The sequence below is a fragment of the Pseudomonas sp. B40(2017) genome (assembly GCF_002112855.1).
In the GTDB taxonomy this organism is placed as follows: domain Bacteria; phylum Pseudomonadota; class Gammaproteobacteria; order Pseudomonadales; family Pseudomonadaceae; genus Aquipseudomonas; species Aquipseudomonas pharyngis.
In genome coordinates this window covers 144,734-166,524 of record NZ_NEIT01000009.1, presented here as the reverse complement: position 1 = coordinate 166,524, position 21,791 = coordinate 144,734, and the positions used below count along the sequence as shown (strand labels likewise).

The 21,791-nt window shown below is 60.7% G+C and carries 21 protein-coding genes; 10 read left to right on the top strand and 11 right to left on the bottom strand.

The genetic code is table 11. The features are described 5' to 3' along the window. Window positions 1-7 precede the first annotated feature (7 nt). Complete coding sequence (locus CAF76_RS24935) at window positions 8-484, top strand: cupin domain-containing protein (RefSeq protein WP_064595382.1); 477 nt, start codon at window positions 8-10, stop codon at window positions 482-484. Between the two features lie 56 nt (window positions 485-540). Here the strand turns inward: CAF76_RS24935 and paoC are convergent, their stop codons facing one another. From paoC to CAF76_RS24915, 4 genes are all read right to left on the bottom strand, one after another. Continuing rightward, window positions 541-2,739, bottom strand: coding sequence for an aldehyde oxidoreductase molybdenum-binding subunit PaoC (paoC, locus tag CAF76_RS24930; RefSeq protein WP_085648868.1), 2,199 nt, complete (start codon window positions 2,737-2,739; stop codon window positions 541-543). Then, complete coding sequence (locus CAF76_RS24925) at window positions 2,736-3,692, bottom strand: xanthine dehydrogenase family protein subunit M (protein WP_085648869.1); 957 nt, start codon at window positions 3,690-3,692, stop codon at window positions 2,736-2,738. The genes paoC and CAF76_RS24925 overlap by 4 nt, the downstream gene beginning before the upstream one ends. After that, window positions 3,689-4,312, bottom strand: coding sequence for an aldehyde dehydrogenase iron-sulfur subunit PaoA (gene paoA / locus CAF76_RS24920; RefSeq protein ID WP_064600752.1), 624 nt, complete (start codon window positions 4,310-4,312; stop codon window positions 3,689-3,691). Before paoA ends, CAF76_RS24925 begins: the two co-directional genes overlap by 4 nt. 242 nt (window positions 4,313-4,554) lie before the next feature. Next, window positions 4,555-6,309, bottom strand: a complete 1,755-nt coding sequence (locus CAF76_RS24915; RefSeq protein WP_085648870.1) for an L-lactate permease — start codon at window positions 6,307-6,309, stop codon at window positions 4,555-4,557. A 234-nt stretch (window positions 6,310-6,543) separates the two neighbouring features. Between CAF76_RS24915 and CAF76_RS24910 the strand changes: the two genes are divergently transcribed. Then, window positions 6,544-6,750 (top strand): hypothetical protein, encoded by a 207-nt coding sequence (locus tag CAF76_RS24910; RefSeq protein WP_064382340.1) that lies wholly within the window; start codon window positions 6,544-6,546, stop codon window positions 6,748-6,750. Between the two features lie 43 nt (window positions 6,751-6,793). Here CAF76_RS24910 and CAF76_RS24905 read toward each other — a convergent pair whose 3' ends face one another. Then, window positions 6,794-7,066, bottom strand: coding sequence for a hypothetical protein (locus CAF76_RS24905; RefSeq protein WP_039770930.1), 273 nt, complete (start codon window positions 7,064-7,066; stop codon window positions 6,794-6,796). Window positions 7,067-7,290: 224 nt separating this feature from the next. Here CAF76_RS24905 and CAF76_RS24900 point away from each other — a divergent pair, with 224 nt between their 5' ends. Then, window positions 7,291-8,370: a hypothetical protein gene (locus CAF76_RS24900; RefSeq protein ID WP_039770928.1), complete on the top strand. Its 1,080-nt coding sequence runs from the start codon at window positions 7,291-7,293 to the stop codon at window positions 8,368-8,370. Window positions 8,371-8,372: 2 nt separating this feature from the next. Then, window positions 8,373-8,726 carry a DUF1428 domain-containing protein gene (locus CAF76_RS24895; RefSeq protein WP_085648871.1) on the top strand — a complete coding sequence of 118 codons (354 nt, stop codon included), beginning with the start codon at window positions 8,373-8,375 and terminating at the stop codon, window positions 8,724-8,726. 116 nt (window positions 8,727-8,842) lie between these two features. Here the strand turns inward: CAF76_RS24895 and CAF76_RS24890 are convergent, their stop codons facing one another. Beyond that, a complete protein-coding gene (locus tag CAF76_RS24890) occupies window positions 8,843-9,037 on the bottom strand; it encodes a hypothetical protein (RefSeq protein WP_085648872.1) in 195 nt (64 codons plus the stop codon). Window positions 9,038-9,144: 107 nt separating this feature from the next. Here CAF76_RS24890 and thpR point away from each other — a divergent pair, with 107 nt between their 5' ends. Further along, window positions 9,145-9,684: an RNA 2',3'-cyclic phosphodiesterase gene (thpR, locus tag CAF76_RS24885; RefSeq protein WP_085648873.1), complete on the top strand. Its 540-nt coding sequence runs from the start codon at window positions 9,145-9,147 to the stop codon at window positions 9,682-9,684. 121 nt (window positions 9,685-9,805) lie between these two features. Here the strand turns inward: thpR and CAF76_RS24880 are convergent, their stop codons facing one another. The 5 genes from CAF76_RS24880 to CAF76_RS24860 all read right to left on the bottom strand — a co-directional run bounded on the left by CAF76_RS24880 (window position 9,806) and on the right by CAF76_RS24860 (window position 14,888). Then, window positions 9,806-10,903, bottom strand: a complete 1,098-nt coding sequence (locus CAF76_RS24880; RefSeq protein WP_007957121.1) for a polyamine ABC transporter substrate-binding protein — start codon at window positions 10,901-10,903, stop codon at window positions 9,806-9,808. A 69-nt stretch (window positions 10,904-10,972) separates the two neighbouring features. Further along, window positions 10,973-11,857, bottom strand: a complete 885-nt coding sequence (locus CAF76_RS24875) for an ABC transporter permease subunit (RefSeq protein ID WP_007957119.1) — start codon at window positions 11,855-11,857, stop codon at window positions 10,973-10,975. Continuing rightward, on the bottom strand, window positions 11,854-12,768 hold the full coding sequence (locus CAF76_RS24870; RefSeq protein ID WP_064595393.1) for an ABC transporter permease subunit: 915 nt from the start codon (window positions 12,766-12,768) through the stop codon (window positions 11,854-11,856). The genes CAF76_RS24875 and CAF76_RS24870 overlap by 4 nt, the downstream gene beginning before the upstream one ends. Beyond that, window positions 12,765-13,907 (bottom strand): polyamine ABC transporter ATP-binding protein, encoded by a 1,143-nt coding sequence (gene potA, locus CAF76_RS24865; RefSeq protein WP_007957110.1) that lies wholly within the window; start codon window positions 13,905-13,907, stop codon window positions 12,765-12,767. Before potA ends, CAF76_RS24870 begins: the two co-directional genes overlap by 4 nt. A 219-nt stretch (window positions 13,908-14,126) precedes the next feature. After that, window positions 14,127-14,888, bottom strand: coding sequence for a gamma-glutamyl-gamma-aminobutyrate hydrolase family protein (locus CAF76_RS24860; protein ID WP_085648874.1), 762 nt, complete (start codon window positions 14,886-14,888; stop codon window positions 14,127-14,129). Between the two features lie 282 nt (window positions 14,889-15,170). On the opposite strand from CAF76_RS24860, the gene CAF76_RS24855 reads away from it, so the two are divergent. The 5 genes from CAF76_RS24855 (at window position 15,171) to CAF76_RS24835 (ending at window position 21,783) form a co-directional block, all read left to right on the top strand. Beyond that, on the top strand, window positions 15,171-16,547 hold the full coding sequence (locus tag CAF76_RS24855; RefSeq protein WP_085648875.1) for a glutamine synthetase family protein: 1,377 nt from the start codon (window positions 15,171-15,173) through the stop codon (window positions 16,545-16,547). Window positions 16,548-16,795: 248 nt separating this feature from the next. After that, on the top strand, window positions 16,796-18,286 hold the full coding sequence (locus tag CAF76_RS24850) for an aldehyde dehydrogenase (RefSeq protein WP_064595397.1): 1,491 nt from the start codon (window positions 16,796-16,798) through the stop codon (window positions 18,284-18,286). A 53-nt stretch (window positions 18,287-18,339) separates the two neighbouring features. Further along, complete coding sequence (locus CAF76_RS24845; RefSeq protein ID WP_085648876.1) at window positions 18,340-19,623, top strand: FAD-binding oxidoreductase; 1,284 nt, start codon at window positions 18,340-18,342, stop codon at window positions 19,621-19,623. A 205-nt stretch (window positions 19,624-19,828) separates the two neighbouring features. Continuing rightward, window positions 19,829-20,377, top strand: a complete 549-nt coding sequence (locus tag CAF76_RS24840) for a cupin domain-containing protein (RefSeq protein ID WP_011333561.1) — start codon at window positions 19,829-19,831, stop codon at window positions 20,375-20,377. A 227-nt stretch (window positions 20,378-20,604) separates the two neighbouring features. Continuing rightward, window positions 20,605-21,783 (top strand): DNA cytosine methyltransferase, encoded by a 1,179-nt coding sequence (locus tag CAF76_RS24835; protein WP_085648877.1) that lies wholly within the window; start codon window positions 20,605-20,607, stop codon window positions 21,781-21,783. Window positions 21,784-21,791: the final 8 nt, after the last annotated feature.

Sequence of the window (21,791 nt, the reverse complement as noted above, 5' to 3'; positions counted from 1 at the left end):
CCTCAACATGAATCCGATCGCCGCTTCGGCGCTGACCCTTTCCCTGCTGGCGGGCGAAGTCCAGGCCAGCGAAACATCTCGCGTGACCGTTACTCCCAACGGCTCACAACCGTCGGCCAAAGGCCCGAGCGACTGGTTTACCGGGACGGTACGGGTCGATGCGCCGTTCAAGGGCAGCGATGCGGCGCGGATCAGCGGCGCCACCGTGACCTTTGAGCCGGGAGCGCGTACGGCGTGGCACACCCATCCGTTGGGGCAAACGCTGATTGTTACCGCTGGGTCAGGCTTCGTGCAGGAATGGGGGCAGCCGGTGCGGGTGATTCGGCCAGGCGACACCGTGTGGATCGCGCCCGACGTGAAGCATTGGCACGGTGCGGCGCCGACCACGGCCATGACGCATATCGCCATTGCTGAAATGCTGGATGGCAAAGTGGTGGACTGGATGGAGCAGGTGGGAGAGTCGGAGTATCCCGACGTCCGATAATCAACAAGTCGCCCACGGTGAGACCGAACGTCTTCACCGTGGGGCCAGTCCACAAATCAAATCATCTCCGGCAGTGACGCGAGAATCTTGTCCAAGGTAATCGGGTATTCCCGCACCCGCGCGCCCGTGGCGTTATAGATCGCATTCGCCACCGCCGCACTCACGCCGCAAATCCCCAGTTCACCCACCCCCTTGGCTTTCATCGGCGATGAAATCGGGTCGGTTTCATCGAGGAAAATCACCTCCTGATGCGGGATGTCGGCGTGCACCGGCACTTCGTAACCGGCCAGGTCATGGTTGACGAAAAAGCCGTGGCGCTGGTCCACCGCGAGCTCTTCCATCAACGCGGCCCCGACGCCCATGGTCATGGCGCCGATCACCTGGCTGCGGGCCGATTTCGGATTGAGAATCCGCCCGGCGGCGCAGACCGCGAGCATGCGCCGCACGCGAACTTCGCCGGTGGCGGAATCGACCGCGACTTCGACAAAGTGCGCGCCGAAGGTCGATTGCTGATATTGCTTGGCGAGGTCGGCGAATTCGATGCTGTCCTCGACTTCGATCGCGGTGTGTTGCGCGGCCTCACGTAACGGCACGTTCTGGTTGCCCAGCCGCACGTGGCCGTCGACAAACTGCGCTTCACCCGCGTTCATGCCCAGTTTGGTCGCGATCGCTCCGCGCAGCTTCATGCACGCCGCGTAAACCCCGGCGGTCGAGCAGTTGGCGCCGAACTGGCCGCCGGAGCCCGCCGACACCGGGAAATTCGAATCGCCGAGTCGCACCACCACATCGTCCAGGCTGACCCCCATCATTTCCGCTGCAGTCTGACCAATGATCGTATAGCTGCCGGTGCCAATGTCGGTCATGTCGGTTTCAACGGTGATCTTGCCGTCGCGCTCCAGTCGTACCCGTGCGCCGGACTTCACCAGCAGGTTGTTGCGAATCGCCGCCGCAACGCCCATGCCGATCAGCCAGCGACCTTCGCGACGGGTGCCAGGCGCCGCATTGCGCTTATCCCAGCCAAAATGCTCGGCGCCGGTTTGCAGGCATTCGATCAGACGCCGCTGGGAGAACGGCCGCTCGGTTTTCACCGGATCGACCTGCGTGTCGTTGAGGATGCGGAACTGGATCGGATCGAGTTTGAGCTGTTCCGCCATCTCGTCCATGGCGATCTCCAGCGCCATCAGCCCCGGCGTTTCACCCGGTGCACGCATGGCGTTGCCTTCCGGCAGATCCAGCGGCGCCAGGCGCATGGTCACCAGGCGATTTTCTGCAGCGTAGAGCAACTGACTCGGCTGCGCCGCGACTTCGACCTTGCCGTCGGCGAGGTTGCCCGACCAGCCTTCATGGGCGATGGCGGTGAGTTTGCCGTCAGCCGTGGTGCCCATGCGAATCCGCTGAATGGTAGCCGGACGGTGGGTGGTGTTGTTGGCGATCTGCGGGCGGGCGAGGGCGACCTTCACGGGCCGGTTCGCCAGACGTGCGCCAAGGGCGGCGAGGATCGCGTCGGCACGAATGAACAGCTTGCCGCCGAAACCGCCGCCAATGTACGGCGAGATCAGCCGCACGTTTTCCTCGGGCAGGCCGAGGGTGGTGGCGATGTCGCCGACGCTCCAGGCGATCATCTGGTTGGAGGTCCAGAGCGTCACGTGATCGCCTTTCCAGGCGGCGAGTGTCGCGTGGGGCTCCATCATCGCGTGGGACTGATCCGGCGTGGTGTAGGTCTGGTCGAACTGCACGGGCGCGGCGGCAAAAGCGCTGGCGAAATCGCCGTGTGTGACGTCCGGCAATTCGTCTTTCGGCTCCACGCCCTGATCGCGCACGCTGGCCAGATCAAATTGACCTTTGTCGGCCGCGTACTCGACGTTGACCAACTGCGCGGCAGCCCGCGCCTGTTCGAAGGTTTCGGCGACCACCAACGCTACTGCCTGGTGATAGTGCTGCACTTGCGGCCCGGCCAGCAGGTGCGCGGCGTTGTATTGGCCTTTGCCGAGCTTGCCGGCATTGGCGGCGGTGACGATGGTCAGCACGCCCGGCGCGGCGCGGGCGGCCTCCAGATCGATGCGGGTGATGCGACCCTTGGCAATGGCCGAACCGACCATCACGCCATAGGCCTGATTCTTGACCGCCTCATGTTGCTCGTAGGCGTAAGGCGCCTGGCCGCTGGTCTTCAGCGGGCCTTCGATGCGGTCGGTGGGTTTGCCGATGACGTTCAACTGATCAATCGGGTTGGTCGTGGCGGGCGTGTCGAATTTCATGCTTCGTCCCTCGCTTGGGCCAGCACCGAGGCAATCGTGCGCTCGACCAATGTCACTTTGAACTGGTTGTCAGAAGTAGGCGTGGCGCCGGCGAGCAGGCGCGCGCTGACGGCTTTCGCGCCTTGCGGCAGCAGCGCTTCCGCCGCTTCGACTCGCCAGGGTTTCGGCGCGATGCCACCGACGGCGATGCGGCCGCTGCCATCCTTCTGCAGGATCAGGCCGACGGAAACCAGGGCGAAGGCGTACGACGAGCGGTCGCGCACCTTGTGATAGACATGGGTGCCGCCCACCGGCGCGGGCAGGGTGACGGCGGTAATCAGCTCGCCCGGCGTCAGACTGGTTTCGACATTCGGCGTGGTGCCGGGCAGTTGGTGGAAGTCCGCGATGGCGATGCGCCGCGTGCTGCCGTCGGCCTTGAGCGTTTCGACCTGGGCATCCAGCGCCCGCATCGCAATCGCCATGTCACTCGGATGGGTCGCAATGCAGGCGTCGCTGACGCCGATAATGCCGAGTTGTCGACTGACACCACCAATCGCCGCGCAACCGCTGCCGGGATTGCGTTTGTTGCAGGCCTGATTGGTGTCGTAGAAATACGGGCAGCGCGTGCGCTGGAGCAGATTGCCGGCGGTAGTCGCCATGTTGCGCAACTGGCCCGATGCGCCGGCGAGCAAGGCGCGGGACAGCAGCGCGTAGTCTTTCCGGACGCGGCTGTCGGCGGCCAGATCGGTATTGCGCACCAGTGCGCCGATGCGCAAGCCGCCGTCGTCGGTGGCTTCGATCTGGTCGAGGCCCAGGTGATTGACGTCAATCAGCTGCTGCGGCGTTTCGATGTCGAGCTTCATCAGGTCCAGCAGGTTGGTGCCGCCGGCGATGAAACGCGCACCTTCGATTTTCGCCGCTTGAGCGGCGGCTGCGGCAGGGGAGTCGGCGCGGCTGTAATTGAACGCTCTCATGCTGGCACCTCCGCGACTTCGCTGATGGCTTCGATGATGTTCGAATAGGCGCCGCATCGGCAGATGTTGCCGCTCATGCGTTCCTGCAATTCGCTGGCGATCAGTTGCGGCGCTTCGGTGAGGCTGGCGCTGGCGTGGCTGGGGATGCCGTCACGGATTTCCTGGAGCACGGCGACCGCCGAGCAGATCTGCCCCGGCGTGCAGTAGCCGCATTGATAGCCGTCATGCTTGATGAACGCGGCCTGCATCGGGTGCAGGTGGTCCGGCATGCCGAGGCCTTCGATGGTGGTGACTTTGGCGCCGTCCTGCATTACCGCCAGGGTCAGGCAGGAATTGATTCGCCGGCCATCGACGATCACCGTGCAGGCGCCGCACTGGCCGTGGTCGCAGCCCTTTTTGCTGCCAGTCAGCTGCAGGTGTTCGCGCAGGGCGTCGAGCAGGGTGGTGCGAGTATCAACCTCCAGCGCCTGTGGCTTGCCGTTGACTTCGATGGTTACTTTGGCCATGGCCGGTTGCTCCAGGCTGGCCGCGTAGGCCTTGAGGCTGATGAAAGGGGGCATCGCGAACGCGGTTGCGGTCACGGCACCGAGAATCAGGAAACGGCGTCGGGAGATCGCCATTGGCGGATGGTCGTTCATTGGCTTGGCTTCCTCTATCAGGTCGGCAGGGTGTGAAAGACCCGCACGGGTACGCTGGCGTGGTTGCCAGTCTCGCTCTGTTCTAGGAGTGACCACGCTGGAGAGGAAAAGGTTTTCTTTGATTTGCGCATGGCTTCATGCGCGCGGTTCATGAATCGACAGAAGGAACGCGGGTGCCTTGCCTGTGAGTCAGATCGCTCTCACAACCGAGACACCCGCGATTCTCAATGTGCGCCGACCACCATGGACGTAAACGGCGCCACATACGCCTGCAACGTCACCAGACCGCCGACCAGGATTGCCAGCACGATGGAATGGAAGAACACGTAACGCAGGATTTCCCCTTCATGCCCGTACCAGCGAGTCGCGGTCGAGGCGACCACGATCGACTGCGCGTCGACCATTTTGCCCATCACTCCGCCGGAGCTGTTGGCCGCCGCCATCAGGACCGGGCTGATGCCCAGCTGCTCCGACGTCACCCGTTGCAGGCCGCCGAACAGCACGTTGGACGCGGTATCCGACCCGGTCAGCGCTACGCCAAGCCAGCCGAGCAAGGTGCCGAACATCGGGTAGAAAATCCCCGTGGCAGCAAATGCCAGGCCCATGGTCGCGTCCAGCCCCGAGTAGCGGGTCAGGAATCCCAGCGCCAGCATCGCGGCAATCGTAATCAGCGAGAAGCGCACCACCCACAGTGTGCGAAGGTACTGTTTGATCAGTTGCGGGATCGAGTAGCCCATCAGCAATCCACCGACAATCGCCGCGAGCAGGATGCCGCTGCCGGTGGCAGTGAACCAGGTGAACTTGTACACCGCCTCTTCAGCTTTCGGCGCAGCGACCACCGGTGGGACTTTTTCGATCTGCAGATGCAGGGAGCTGAAAGTCACGGCCGGGGCGAACACCGGATTGGCCTCGCGCAGCGGTTTGCCCTGCGGATCAAGCCTGGCCGATTGGGTAACGGGATCAATCGCCGGACGAGTGTCGAACATGCTCTTGAAACCCTGGGTGCCCCAGGCAAACACGAACACCGTGAGGATGATCCACGGCATCCACGCGCGCATCACTGCCGGGCGCGCCTGATCGCTGAATGCGGCGCTGGCCGTGACCTTTTCTTCTTCGACCTTCGAGTCGTCATGCCGCCCCGACAGCGCGGCCGAGGTGTGGACGGTTGCCGGTTTCCAGACCTTGAGGAACAACGTCAGGCAGGCCATGGAAATCAGCGCGGCGATCACATCCACCAGCATCGGCCCGTGGTAGTTCGAAACCAGAAACTGCGGGATGGCGAAACTGACGCCCGCCACCAGAATCGCCGGCCATACCTCCAGCATCTTTCGCCACCCGGCGAAGGCCCAGATCAGCCAGAACGGCACCAGCACCGAAAAGAACGGCAACTGCCGTCCCACCATCATCGAGAGCTCCATTTCATCCAGCCCGGTGACCTTGGCCAGCGTAATGATCGGTGTGCCCAGTGCGCCGAAGGCCACCGGCGCGGTGTTGGCGATCAGCGCCAGACCGGACGCTGCCAGTGGCGAAAAACCAAGACCGATCAAAATGGCGCCGGTCACCGCCACCGGCGTGCCGAATCCGGCGGCACCTTCAAAGAAGGCACCAAAACAGAAGGCGATCAGCAGCAATTGCAGGCGCCGGTCGTCGGTGATGCGGGCGAGCGAATCCTGCAACACCTTGAACGAGCCGTTCTCGGTGGTCAGGCGATGCAGAAAAATGATGTTGAGCACGATCCAGCCAATCGGCAGCAGCCCGTTGGCCGCCCCGAACAGCGCCGCCGAACCGGCCATGTTGGCGGGCATGCCGAAGGCGAAGATCGAGATCAGCAGCGCCGAGGCCAGCGCCAGCAGTGCGGCCAGATGCGCCTTCACATGAAAGAAGGCCAGCGCCGCCAGCATCACCACCACTGGAACGGCGGCCATGATCGTGGAAATCACCGGATTGCCGAACGGGTCATAGACTTGTTGCCAGACCATGTCGCACCTCTACTTGTTGTTTTTGAGGGGCAGATCCTTTGCGCGTTGCAAGCAGTATAGGTGGCATTTGGCCGCCGCTCGGGCGAGGCGGGCGAGGCGATCAACGGTCATCGGCGGTCGGTGAATCATCGTCGTTTTCCCCGGTCGTATCTGCGGCAGCGCACACCGCGCCTCTTCGGTGCGGGCAGCGCTGCCGTTTCCGTCGTCAAGACCTTGGTTTTAGGGAAATTCTGAATGATGCGTGCAACAAGCCTGCTGCTGACCGTTTCCGCCGCTGTACTGCTGGGCGGCTGTGTGGCGGATTTCGATGATGACCATCGCCATGGCCGGCATTACGACCGCGATCATGGCCGTTATTACGATCACGACCGGCGCTGGGACGACCGCGATGACGACCGCCGCGACGGGCGTCGTTATCACCGCGACCGGGATGATGACTGACTGAAACGAAGAGGGCGTTCCCTTGCGGGAACGCCCTCTGGCATTAAAAATGAGCGCTCGCCCGGACGCTGGATCGCGCAGGCACTGAGGCCTCGATGTCCAGCAAATGGGTGGCGAGAATGTCGCTCAGAAAACGGAACTGATCGTTGAGGCCGACCACTTCATTGCTGAAATGATTGCTGGCGGCGGGCATCAACAGATCTTCGAAGGCTTCGTCGAACACCAGCGCTTGTGTCTTGCGCGACACGGCGTGCTGATCGTAGTAGTTGCTGCCGAAGACCGGGAAACTCACGGCGAGGGTGACGGTATTGATCATGATGTGAACTCCTCGTGCTGTGTGTTTCGGATGGGTTAATCGTGCCTTTGGCGAGCAACATGCGGAAGGCAATCGTCGCGATGGTGAATATCGACGCCATTGATGGTTGGACCGGCGCGGCCCTGACCAGCGGATAAACGGCGCACCGCACGCACCTATACTCATGTCATCTCTCTCCGGATTCTTCAGGTCTTGCGACCAAAGAACAGATAAGGACCGCCACCGTGAACCTGCGTGCGCTGCTCGTCGCCGCACTGGTGTTGCTGGCCGGCTGCGCCACCACGGCGCGGGCCCCGGTGACCGCGCCGGCGGTGGTGGTTTCGCCGGCGACCTGGCAGCAGATCGACCGGGAAATCGTCAGCGCCTCGAAACAGGCCACCGAGCAGGTCAAGGTGTTCGCCCGTGGCTCGATGGAACATTGGCGCATTCGGGTCTATGAGCAAACTGAAGAAAATTTCATCCCGTGGTTCAGCAGTTACTGGACCCAGGAATGGCTGTCGATGAAGGTCAGCTGGTACACGATCAGTGCCAGCGGCGAGCAGGATGCCTCGGCCAAGCGTCTGGCGGCCTATCTGCTGGAGCAATATCAGGAACGCGTGCTGGCGCCGGTGGCGGTGGAGATCGACCCGGACGCGATCCTCGGCCAGTCCACCGCGTTCTACGCGCAACTGATGGCGCAGCAGATGCCGGTCATCGCCCAGCGCCACGGCGTGCCCGTTGCCCAGCTCAACGGGCGATTGCAGAAAATCCCTGCCATCGCCCTTGGCCCGCCGCCGGCGAGGGATGCTTCGCTGTATCAGGTTGTCAGCACTGAACCGTTGAACACGCTGCCGGCCTACGCGGCGCTGATCGACAAGATTCACACCGACGGCGGCTCCAAAGGCGTGACCTCGACTGAGTCGGCCATGGCGCCGGTGGCCAAGCGTGCCAGCCAGCGCATGGAGGCGGAAATGGCCCCGCGCGGCGCGGCCAGTGCGGTGGCGGCAGCGGCAGGCAAACTGGCCGGGGCGCTGATTTCGGTCGGCGTGGCGGGCGTGCGCGCAATCATTCAGGCCAACGACCGCCCGGACAGCGAAGCGCTGATCCGCAGCAGCCTGGGCAACACCTTCGACAAGGCCTGGCTGAAACTGGTGCAGAACCCGACCACCGGCGTGATGGCCGGCACGCTGCACATGGCGGCGCAGGTCGAGGGCAATCTGGGCGGGCGGGACGAGCCGTCGGTCGGGTTGGGCGTCAACCGTGTCGAATGGCGGCCGCCCGAGTCGACTACTCAGCAGATCGAACCCACCCTGCAAGGAGAATGATCATGGCTTACATCGATGTTTTCGTGGCGCCCGTGCCGAATGCCAACCGCGAACAGTACAAAAAACACTGCGAAATCGCCGCGAAGCTGTTCAAGGAATACGGCGCGCTGGAGGTGATTCAGGGCTGGGGCGATGACGTGCCGGACGGCAAGGTCACCTCATTCCCGATGGCCGTAAAACTCAAGGAAGGCGAAGTCGTATCGGCCGGTTGGCTGGTCTGGCCGGACAAGGCCACCCGCGACGCCGGCATGGCAAAAATGATGGAGGACCCGCGCATGCAACCGGACGTCAACCCGATGCCGTTCGATGGGCAGCGGATGATCTTCGGTGGCTTCAAGGACATTCTCGAGTCCTGAGATCAACGCAAATCCCATGTGGGAGCCAGCCTGCTGGCGATGGCGGCTGTACCGCAAAAGTCTGTAAGGACTGATCTACCGCTATCGCCAGCAGGCTGGCTCCCACAGGTTTGTGTTCACTCTGCAGATGGAGTAATCCGGCAACTTTTGCGTTGACGGATTTCTTCGTCCGTCGGCCGCTCGCGGACGAATTCGAAACGCGGCTCACCTTCGCTGTAATGCACCAGCCAGCCCCATTCCAGTTCGCTCTCATCCTGCCCGGGATTCGGCGGTCGGGCCCACCAGGGTTCTTTGCTGAGGATCTCGCGCATGACGTCCTCCGGTTGATGGCAATCGTTGAACTATAAACCCCGTGCCGAGAGTCGCCAGAAACGGGCGTGTAGAATCCAGGGATCTCGACGAACGAAGGAGCGGGGCCATGGCGGACGAAACGCGCGGGGATCAACCGGTCAAGCGGCTGTTCTTCGCCCTGGACTGCCCGCCGGCACAGCGCAAGGCGATTGCCCAGTGGCGCAGCGAACTGGGTTTGCGTACCGGCAAACCGGTGCCGGCCGATAATTTCCACCTGACGTTGCTGTTTCTCGGCGCGGTGCCGTTGGCGCAGATTGGCGAAGTCTGCGAGGCGGCGGCGAAGGTGCGAACACCGGGGGAGGCGCTGAGGATTTCGCTGGATCGGTTGCAGGTCTGGCGGCGTGCCGGGGTATTGTCGCTGGCGCCGGAGCAGGCGCCGCAGGCATTGCTGCGACTGGTGTATGCGCTGGAGCAGGCGATGTTGCCATTCGGGTTTGAAGAGGCGACGCGGGAGTATCGTCCGCACCTGACGCTGGCCCGCGACTATCGGGCGCCGGAACCGGAATCCGCCACTGCGCCAGAGTTTTTCCTGCGTGCTGAGCGTTTTGCGTTGTTCGAATCCCACAAGGGTCGTTATCGCTCGCTGGCCGATTGGCCACTGATCTGAGCCAACAAAAAAAGGCGCCCGAGGGCGCCTGAATTCACCTGAACCGAGGAAGCCAGGTGAGGCCGTTCAGAGCAGGGGGCAGCGGTGGTAAGGCGCTGCGTGAACGGAAATCGATGTGTGTTTATTTGCCGAGTTTCACGCGGGTCCAGCCCCGGGTCATGATCCGTTGCGTGGCAATCGGTTGATCCGGCACCGCATACAGCGTGGCCATCACCGCTTGCGGCGGGTACGAGCCCGGGTCGTTGCGGATCGCTTCGTCCACCAGCGGCGTCGCGGCTTCGTTGGCGTTGCTGTAACCGATGCTGTTGGTGACTTCGGCGATGATGTCCGGGCGCATCAGGAAGTTCATGAACAGGTAGGCGTTCTCGACGTTGGCGGCATCGCGAGGGATGGCGACCATGTCGTAGAAACTGCCGGCGCCTTCCTTGGGAATGCTGTAGTCGATCTCGACCTTGTTGCCCGATTCCACCGCGCGGGCCTTGGCCTGCAACACGTCACCCGAATAGCCGACCGCTACGCAGATGTTGCCGTTGGCCAGATCGGAGATGTACTTGGACGAATGGAAATACGCCACCGACGGCCGGATCTTCATGAACAGCGCTTCGGCTTCGGCGATGTGCTTCACGTCCTTGTCGTTCACCGGATAACCCAGGTAGTGCAGGGCGGCCGGGAGCATTTCGGTTGGCGAGTCGAGGAAACTGATGCCGCAGGCCTTCAGCTTCTCGGCGTTCTCCGGTTTGAACAGCAGGTCCCAGGAATTGGTCGGCGCATTCTTGCCGAGCACTTCGCGGACCTTGTCCGGGTTGAAGCCGATGCCGATCGAACCCCACATGTACGGGAACGCGTGGGCGTTGTCCGGATCACTGGCGGAGGCGTTTTTCAGCAGCACCGGGTTGAGGTTTTTCCAGTTTGGCAGCTTCGATTTGTCCAGAGTCTGATAGACCCCGGCCTTGATCTGCTTGGCCAGGAAACTGTTGGACGGTACCACGATGTCGTAGCCGGATTTACCCGCGAGCAGACGTGCCTCGAGGGTTTCATTGCTGTCGAACACGTCGTAGGTCACGCGGATGCCGGTCTCGTCCTCGAACTTCTTGACGGTGTCCGGGGCGATGTAATCCGACCAGTTGTAAACGCGCAGCACCTTGTCGTTGGCCTGGGCGCCTGTGGCGATTGCGCCCAATAAGGACAGTGTCAGCAGAGTCCTGCCAAACATTTTCATCGGTGAAACTCCATTCTTTTTATTCAAAAGCTTTTAAGCCAAAGCGCAAAGCCGTAAAACGCGACGGCCCTAGGCCGTCGCTGCCACTCGTTGAGGTTGCGGTTGCTGCCACGATTCGTTGGCGGTCTGATCCATCGCTTCCTGAATCGCCCGCTTGCGGTTGGCTTCTGCCTTGCGGCCGAAGTACCAGACCAGGAAGGTCACCAGCGACACTGCCAGCAGAATCAGGCTGGCCACGGCGTTGATCTCGGGCTTCACACCCAGGCGCACGGCCGAGAACACTTCCATCGGCAGGGTCGTCGACCCCGGGCCTGACACGAAGCTCGCCAACACCAGATCGTCCAGCGACAGGGCGAACGACATCATGCCGCCCGCTGCCAGCGACGGCGCGATCATCGGGATGGTGATCAGGAAAAACACCTTGAACGGTTTCGCGCCCAGATCCATCGCCGCTTCTTCGATCGACAGGTCTAGCTCGCGCAAGCGGGCGGAGACTACCACCGCCACATAAGCGGCACAAAACGTGGTGTGGGCGATCCAGATGGTGACGATGCCGCGCTCTTGCGGCCAGCCGATCAGTTGCGCCATCGCCACGAACAGCAGCAACAGCGACAGACCGGTGATCACCTCAGGCATCACCAGCGGCGCGGTGACCAGACCACCGAACAGCGTGCGACCCTTGAAGCGCGTTACACGAGTCAGCACGAAGGCGGCGAGGGTGCCCAGCGCTACGGCGGCAATCGCGGTGTAGCAGGCGATTTCCAGCGAGCGCACCACCGAGCCCATCAATTGGGTGTTGTCGAGCAGCCCGACATACCACTTCACCGACCAGCCGCCCCAGACCGTCACCAGTTTCGAGGCGTTGAACGAGTAGATCACCAGAATCAGCATCGGCAGATAAATGAACGTCAGGCCGAAGATCAACATGAACTTTGCAAAACCGAAGCGTTTCATCCCCGTGCCTCCATCTCTTTGGCCTGGCTGCGGTTGAACAGCAGAATCGGCACAATCAGGATCAACAGCATCACCACCGCCAGAGCAGATGCCACTGGCCAGTCGCGGTTATTGAAGAACTCTTGCCACAGCACGCGACCAATCATCAGGGTCTCCGGGCCGCCCAGCAGTTCCGGGATCACGAACTCGCCCACTACCGGAATGAACACCAGCATGCAGCCGGCGATGATGCCGTTCTTGGCCAGCGGCACGGTGATTTTCCAGAAGTTGTTGAAGTTACTCGAACCCAGATCCTGCGCGGCTTCCAGCAGGCTGCCGTCGTGTTTCACCAGGTTGGCGTAGAGCGGCAGCACCATGAACGGCAGATACGCATACACGACCCCAATGTAAACGGCGGTGTTGGTGTTGAGGATCTCGATCGGGTGATCGGTGAGCCCGGTCCACATCAGGAACGCGTTGAGCAGACCGTTGTTGCTGAGGATGCCCATCCACGCGTAAACGCGGATCAGGATCGCGGTCCAGGTCGGCATCATGATCAACAGCAGCAGGACGTTTTGCGTTTCCTTGCCGGTCTTGGTGATCGCGTAGGCCATCGGGAAACCGATTACCAGGCACATCAGCGTACTGAGCAGCGCCACCTTCAACGATCCGAGGTAGGCCGACAGGTACAGCTCGTCTTCGCCGAGCAGGGTGTAGTTGCCGATGTTCAGCAGCAGCTGGAATTTCTGTTCGGCGTAGGTGTAGATCTCCGAGTACGGCGGGATCGACAGCGCGGCTTCCGAAAAGCTGATCTTCATCACCAGGAAGAACGGCAGCATGAAGAACAGGAACAGCCAGATAAACGGGATGCCGATGACGAATTTTCGCCCGCTGGGCACCAGGCGCAGGAATTGCTGATTGAAGGTTCTCATGAGCGCAGTACCACGCCGCTGTCGTCTTCCCACCAGACGTAGACCTTGTCGTCCCAGGTCGGCCGCGCGCCACGGCGTTCGGCGTTGGCCATGAACGACTGGACGATCTTGCCGCTCGGCAATTCGACGTAGAACACCGAGTGGCCGCCGAGGTAGGCGATGTCATGCACCTTGCCTTCGGACCAGTTGTAGCGGGTCTCGGGCTTGATCGTGCTGACGAGCATTTTTTCCGGACGGATCGCGTAGGTGATCGACTTGTCCTGCACCGAAGTGCTGACGCCATGACCGACGTAGATCTTTTGCTGCAAGTCCGGGCTGTGAATGATCGCGTGACCTTCGAGGTCCTCGACCACGGTGCCGTCAAAGGCGTTCACGTTGCCGATGAATTCGCAGACCATGCGGCTGACCGGCGCTTCATAGATGTCGACCGGGCTGCCGATCTGGGCGATCCAGCCCAGGTGCATGATCGCGATGCGCTCGGCCATGGTCATGGCCTCTTCCTGGTCGTGGGTCACCATCACGCAGGTCACGCCGACGCGCTCGATGATTTCCACCAGTTCCAGCTGCATCTGCGAACGCAGTTTTTTATCCAGCGCGCCCATCGGTTCGTCGAGCAGCAACAGCTTCGGCCGCTTGGCCAGGGAGCGGGCGAGGGCCACGCGCTGACGCTGGCCGCCGGACAGTTGATGCGGACGACGTTTGGCGTATTGGGTCATGTGCACGAGGCGCAGCATTTCTTCGACGCGGGCGTCGATTTCGCTGGCCGGCAAACGGTCCTGCTTGAGGCCGAAGGCGATGTTCTGCGCCACGGTCATGTGCGGGAACAGGGCGTAGGACTGGAACATCATGTTGATCGGCCGCTCGTACGGCGGCATGTCGGTGATGTCGACACCGTCGAGCAGAATGCGTCCTTCAGTCGGCCGTTCGAAACCGGCGAGCATGCGCAGCAGGGTTGATTTGCCGGAGCCGGAGCCGCCGAGCAGGGCGAAGATTTCGCCCTGATGGATCTCCAGGGACACATCGTCCACCGCCGTGGTTTCGTCGAACTTCTTGGTAACTCGATCGACCTTCACCAGAACCTTTTTCGGTTGCTGATGACCTTCAAGAGCCTTCCTGTAAGTGCTGGAGGCGTTTGCCATGTGAAACTCCCAACAGGTTTCAGTCGCCGGGCCAACGCGGCCTGGCTTAAGAGTGGATTGCAGACCCGCACCGTGCGGGTTGTTCGGCGCCGCCGTCCTGGCTGCCGGGTGGTGCTTTTTGTTTTCGCGGTGTGTTGCTGATCGCGGATGACGGATGCGCAAGCGCGCAGCCGCCGACCCCGCGGGGGCAGTAAATGGTTTTGCAATCGTTGGGTGGCGTCAGCGCTGGTTGCGTCGCGCCGCACGCTGGCGGCAGGCATCGCCGAACGCCTGGAAAATCCGCAGGTAATTCGGGTTGTCCAGCACTTGCCATTCCGGGTGCCATTGCACGCCGAGGGCGAAGGTCGGGCTGCGCTCCACCGAGACCGCCTCGATCAGGCCATCCGGCGCCACGGCTTCGGCGCGCAGGCCGGGCGCGAGGCGGTCGATGCCCTGACTGTGAATCGAGTTGACCTGGAATTCACCCGGCAGCTCCAGCGCTTCGAACACGCCACCCGGCAATGCCTTCACGGCGTGGGCCGGGGCGTATTGCACGGCGACGTCCGGGCTGTCGGCTTCGCGGTGATCGAGCATGCCCGGCAGTTCATGCACCTTCTGGTGCAGGCTGCCGCCGAACGCCACGTTCATTTCCTGGAAGCCGCGGCAAATGCCGAGTACCGGAACGCCCGCCGCGATGGCTGCACGTAATAGAGGAAGGGTAGTGGCATCCCGCGCCGGATCGTGATCCGTGCCGGGAGCGCTGTCCGGACCCTGATAGTGGAAGGGTTCCACATTGGACGGCGAGCCGGTCAGCAACAGACCGTCGAGCTGACCCAGCAGGTCTTCGATTTCAGTCAGTTGGCCAAGGGAAGGAATGACGACGGGCAACCCCAGCGCCGCAACGCTGACAGCGCGAACGTACTTGTCGCCGCTGATGTGATAGGGGTGCAGGCCAATCTGTTTGACGCACGCAGTAACGCCGATCAATGGCTTGAATGCCATTTTTATTCACCTCGAAGTTTGACACTTGAACGAGCTTTTCCGGAGCTTAGCGTCGTTGATTTTAATTAACAACTCCCATGTAAAAAATTCTAAACGCCGTTTATCAAATCTTCATGATTCACGGGCCTCTGGCGCCGTCATTGGCACGTGAGTGTTAAAAAAAGCCCGAAAAATAAACGCTGAGCGGCCCTGTGTTCGCTATTGACTTCACTTTGCCGTTCGGGTTGACTGGCTCCGCGAAACAGCAGTGAACATAATAATTAACAGCTAAATAGGTGCATCATGTCGGTCCCTCTGCGTGCCGTTCAACTCAACGAAGCAAACGCATTCCTTAAGAAACATCCTGAGGTTTTGTACGTCGACCTTCTGATTGCAGACATGAACGGTGTGGTGCGCGGCAAGCGCATCGAGCGCACCAGTCTTCACAAGGTTTACGAGAAAGGCATCAACCTGCCGGCCTCGCTCTTTGCCCTCGATATCAATGGCTCCACGGTGGAAAGCACCGGCCTGGGCCTGGACATCGGCGACGCCGACCGCATCTGCTACCCGATCCCCGGCACCCTGAGCATCGAGCCCTGGCAGAAGCGTCCGACCGCGCAACTGCTGATGACCATGCACGAACTGGAAGGCGAGCCGTTCTTTGCCGACCCGCGTGAAGTGTTGGCCAACGTGGTGCGCAAGTTCGACGCATTGGGCCTGACCATCTGCGCCGCGTTCGAACTCGAGTTCTACCTGATCGACCAGGACAACGTGAACGGCCGTCCGCAGTCGCCGCGTTCGCCGGTGTCGGGCAAGCGTCCGGTGTCGACCCAGGTCTACCTGATCGACGACCTCGACGAATACGTCGACTGCCTGCAAGACATCCTCGAAGGCGCGAAGGAGCAGGGCATTCCTGCCGACGCCATCGTCAAGGAAAGCGCCCCGGCGCAATTTGAAGTCAACCTGCATCACGTGTCCGACCCGATCAAGGCGTGCGACTACGCCGTCCTGCTCAAGCGCCTGGTGAAGAACATCGCCTACGACCACGAGATGGACACCACCTTCATGGCCAAGCCGTATCCGGGCCAGGCGGGCAACGGTCTGCACGTGCACATTTCGATCCTGGACAAAGAAGGCAACAACATCTTCGCCAGCGAGGATCCCGAGCAGAACGCCGCGCTACGCCACGCGATCGGCGGTGTGCTGGAGACCCTGCCTGCGCAAATGGCTTTCCTCTGCCCGAACGTCAACTCGTACCGCCGCTTCGGCGCGCAGTTCTACGTGCCGAACTCGCCGAGCTGGGGCATCGACAACCGCACCGTGGCCGTCCGCGTGCCGACCGGTTCGCCGGATGCCGTGCGCATCGAGCACCGTGTCGCCGGTGCCGACGCCAACCCGTACCTGCTGATGGCTTCCGTTTTGGCCGGTATCCACCACGGCCTGACCAACAAAATCGAGCCGGGCGCTCCGGTCGAAGGCAACAGCTACGAGCAGAACGAACAGAGCCTGCCGAACAACCTGCGCGACGCCCTGCGTGAGCTGGACGACAGCGAAGTCATGGCCCGCTACATCGACCCGATGTACATCGACGTGTTCGTCGCGTGCAAGGAAAGCGAGCTGGCCGAGTTCGAGAACTCGATCTCTGACCTTGAGTACAACTGGTATCTGCATACGGTGTGAGGCCTTCAAAAGCCCCTCACCCTAACCCTCTCCCGGAGGGAGAGGGGACTGACCCGGGGATGCTCGGGAAATCCGTCGACCTGAACGATTTTTACCGAATCCATATTCGACTCGGTCGTTCACGTCGGTGCATCTCCCGAGACACTTCGGTCGGTCCCCTCTTCCTCTGGGAGAGGGTGAGGGCAGCCATCTCATGCCGAACACACACACCCAGACTCCCCCAAATTCCCCCGCGTCGAGCCACCACCATGACAACGACCCGCAACGACTGGGAACAACGCTTCCAGTCCCTGACCCTCGAATCCCGTGCCTTCATCAACGGCGAATACCGCCCGGCCATCAGCGGCGAAACCTTCGAATGCCTGAGCCCCGTCGACGGCCGTTTCCTGGCCTCCGTCGCCAGCACCGATGAAGCCGATGCCAACCTCGCCGTCGAAGCCGCGCGCCAATCCTTCAATTCCGGCGTGTGGGCAAACAAGGCCCCGGCCGAGCGCAAGCGCATCCTGATTCGCTTCGCCGATCTGATCCTGCAACACCAGGAAGAACTGGCGCTGCTCGAAACCCTCGACATGGGCAAACCGATCAGCGACTCGATGAGCATCGACATCCCGGCGACCGCCAACGCGATCCGCTGGAGCGCCGAAGCGATCGACAAGATTTACGACGAAGTCGCCGCCACCCCGCACGATCAACTCGGCCTGGTCACCCGCGAGCCGTCCGGCGTGGTCGCCGCCATCGTGCCGTGGAACTTTCCGCTGATCATGGCCAGCTGGAAATTCGCCCCGGCGCTGGCGGCGGGTAACTCGTTCATCCTCAAGCCTTCGGAAAAATCCCCGCTGACCGCGATCCGCATCGCCCAATTGGCGCTGGATGCCGGCATTCCGAAAGGCGTGTTCAACGTCCTGCCAGGCTTCGGCCACACCGTCGGCAAGGCGCTGGCGCTGCACATGGACGTCGACGTGCTGGCGTTCACCGGCTCCACGGCGATTGCCAAGCAACTGATGATTTATGCCGGCCAAAGCAACATGAAACGCGTCTGGCTCGAAGCAGGGGGCAAGAGCCCGAACGTGGTGTTTGCCGACGCACCGGACTTGCGCGCGGCAGCACAAGCGGCGGCCGGCGCCATTGCGTTCAACCAGGGCGAAGTCTGCACCGCCGGCTCGCGCCTGCTGGTGGAGCGTTCGATCCGCGAGCAATTCATCCCGCTGCTGGTGGAAGCGCTGCAAGCGTGGAAACCGGGTCACGCCCTGGATCCGGCCACCACCGTCGGTGCCGTGGTCGATCAGCGTCAGCTGGACAACGTGCTGCGCTACATCAGCATCGGTCGGGAGCAGGGCGCCGAGCTGATCGCCGGCGGCCGCCGCACCCTCGAAGAAACCGGCGGCACCTACATCGAGCCGACGATTTTCGACGGCGTGACCAACGCCATGACCATCGCCAAGGAAGAAATCTTCGGCCCGGTGCTGTCGCTGATCACCTTCGACACCGTTGAAGAAGCGCTGCACATCGCCAACGACAGCATCTTCGGCCTCGCCGCCGGGGTCTGGACCAGCAACCTGAGCAAGGCCCACACCTTCGCCCGTGGCCTGCGCGCCGGCAGCGTGTGGGTCAACCAGTACGACGGCGGCGACATGACTGCGCCATTCGGTGGCTTCAAGCAGTCGGGCAACGGTCGCGACAAATCGCTGCACGCGTTCGACAAGTACACCGAGCTGAAAGCGACCTGGATCAAGCTCTAATTCTATTTACAACGGTGGACGCCGGTTTTTCCGGCGTCCCTCGGAGAACAATAATGAAACAACAACACGTCAACAGTTATTACGCCGCCACCCGCAACGAAGTCATCGACTTCCCGACGCTTGAAGAGTCGGTGGAGTGCGATGTCTGCATCATCGGCGCCGGCTATACCGGGCTGTCCTCGGCGCTGTTCCTGACCGAAGCCGGCTACAAGGTGACGGTGCTGGAAGCGGCGAAAGTCGGCTATGGCGCCAGCGGTCGCAACGGCGGCCAACTGGTCAACTCCTACAGCCGCGACGTCGACGTGATCGAAGAGCGTTACGGCGACAAGACCGCCGAAATCCTCGGCAGCATGATCTTCGAAGGCGCCGACATCATCCGTTCGCGCATCAAGGAATACGACATCAAGTGCGACTACCGCCCGGGCGGTATTTTCGCGGCGATGAACAGCAAGCAGCTCAAGGGCTTGGCCGAGCAAAAACGTAGCTGGGAACGTTATGGCAATAAAAACCTGAAGATGCTCGACGCTGCGGACATCCGCCGCGAAGTCGGTTCCGACGCCTACGTCGGCGGTCTGCTGGACATGCAGGGCGGTCACATCCACCCGCTGAACCTGGCTCTCGGTGAAGCCGCCGCCATCGTGCGTCTGGGCGGCAAGATCTACGAGCAGTCCGCTGCGGTGGAAATCAAGTACGGCGAGCCCAACGTCGTGCGCACCGCCAAAGGCCAGGTCCGCGCCAAGTACCTGCTGATCGCCGGCAACGCCTACCTGCCGCAAGGCCTCGACAACCGCGTGACGGCCAAGAGCATGCCGTGCGGCTCGCAGATCTGCGTCACCGAACCGTTGACCGAGAAACAGGCGCGCAGCCTGATCACCAACAACTACTGCGTCGAAGACTGCAACTACCTGCTCGACTACTACCGTCTGACCGCCGACAACCGTCTGCTCTACGGCGGCGGCGTGGTCTACGGCGCCCGTGAACCGGATGACATCGAAACCCTGATCCGCCCGAAGATCCTCAAAACCTTCCCGCAGCTCAAGGACGTGAAAATCGACTACCGCTGGACCGGCAACTTCCTGCTGACCATGTCACGCATGCCGCAATTCGGCCGCATCGAGAAAAACGCCTACTACATGCAGGGCTACAGCGGCCACGGCGTCACCTGCTCGCACCTGGCCGGCAAACTGATCTCGGAAATGATCCGCGGCGACGCCGAACGCTTCGACGCCTTCGCCTCCCTGCCACACATGCCGATGATCGGCGGCCGCACCTTCTCCGCGCCGCTGACCGCCCTCGGCGCCGTGTACTACTCGCTGCGCGACCGTTTCGGCATCTGATTAACCTCGCCGGTGGCGCCCCCAAAAAGGGCGTCGCCGGCTTTTTCATGTGCCGTCCATCGAACCTGCTGAGCAACACCGACAAACGTGATTTAATAGCCGCCTTTCACGGTTCCGGGACACGGGAGCAACGTGATCCGCGCGCCTTGCGCGGCACCCGCCACCCACCCCCATCGCCCTTAAGTCGTTCTCACATAAGGCTGTCATGGATACGGGTTCTCGACTCAAACTAGTACGCGAAAGCTACAAACTCTCCCAGCGCGAGCTGGCCCGGCGTAGCGGCGTGACCAATGCCACCATCTCCCTGATCGAACAGAATCGTGTCAGTCCTTCCGTCAGCTCACTGAAAAAGCTGCTCGAAGGCATCCCGATGTCCCTGGCCGACTTCTTCACCTTCGACCAGCCCCCCCGCGAACACCAATACGTCTTCCGCGCCAACGAACAACCCGACCTCGGCCGCCACGGCCTGCGCCTGCTGCTCATCGGCGCCTCGGTCCCCAGCCGCCAGATGCGCTTGCTGCGCGAGCAATACGCGCCGGGCGCGAGTTCCGGGGAAGAGCCGATTGTTCACGCGGAAGGTGAGGAGTGTGGGTTGGTGACCCGTGGCACCGTGGAGTTGACGGTGGATGGGCAGGTGAGCGTGTTGAGTGCGGGGGATGGGTATTACTTTCCGACGACGCTGCCGCACAAGTTCCGGAATATCGGGGCGGATGAGGCAGAGATTATTAGTGCGAATACGCCGGCGAATTTTTGAGGAAGCTACTGCTGTGACTGCATTTTGATGCTACATTTCTTCACGTTCTGCGTAGTGTTTTGTAATGATGATCCGAAAGGTTTAAGTTTAAAAAGAACGGCTTTTTCGCCGCGTTTAAACTGAGGGTTAGTGATGTTTTTTTTAACATCTTCTTTTTTTATGTTCAAGGCGAGCTGTCTAAAGCATGACTTGCTTTGGATCGATAGATTATTGAAAGCATATTTTTAATGAATAGTAAAACTGGTGTTGAGTTGGAGTTGGCGTCCGACAGGGTTCGAGATGACTTGGTTGATGCTGGGGTGGGGAAAGGATTGACTCGCGCCAATGCTGCTCTTAAGTGTGTGGATCTTTTCGCTGGCGCGGGTGGGTTCTCCCTCGCTGCCCGAAAGGCAAATATTCACGTGGTAGCTGCAGTTGAGTTAAATAAGTATGCTTGTGAAACATATCGTACAAACTTAGTCGATAATTGTGAAGAAGAGAGTGATCGCCCAGTTCTCTATTCGCAAAATATTCTTGATTTAGAACCGGCTGATCTAAGTCGCGCTCACTTCTCGAATGGCGATGGTTGCGATATCGTTTTGGGAGGGCCTCCATGTCAAGGCTTTTCCGTTCATAGGATAAATGACGCTGGTGTTGATGATCCTCGTAATGAGTTGATTCTCAGATACTTTGAGTATGTTCGGGTTTTGGCGCCGAAAATTTTCTTAATGGAAAATGTTCCTGGAATTCTTTGGCCTAGGCATCAGAAGTTTTTAGATGCCTTTGTACAGGAAAGCGAAGACGCGGGTTATAGAATTTTAGGGCCGATTAGAATAGACGCTAGGAACTATGGTGTGCCTCAGCGTCGTGTTCGTGTTTTTATACTAGGTGTACGAAAAGACGTGGAGTTTGACGACGCGGTGTGGCCACCAAAAAATACTCACGGAGATGCAAAAGCTGTTGCCTTAGATTCAAGTCTTAAGCCGTGGTTAGCTGCTTCAGAAGTTTTTAAAAAACCTTTTATACCTAATGATGAAAATAATATTCATATGAATCATTCGGAAAAATTAATTGAGGTCTTCCGAGCTACTCCTATTAACGGAAGTCGGCGCGATTCGAATAGAGTATTACCGTGCCACAAGGGGCACTCTGGTCATAATGACGTGTATGGTCGTATAAATTTGAGTGAGCCAGGGCCGACAATGACTACTGCATGTATAAATCCCTCAAAAGGTAGATTTGTACATCCAACTGAACATCACGGATTGACAATAAGGCAAGCCGCTAGGTTTCAAACATTCCCAGATGATTTTGTCTTTAAAGGGGGATTGACCGCCGCTGGTGTACAAATAGGGAATGCAGTGCCGGTGAATCTTGGAGAGGTATTGTTAAAGGCTGTCTCTCAGGGACTTAAAATAGACAACTAAGAATATAT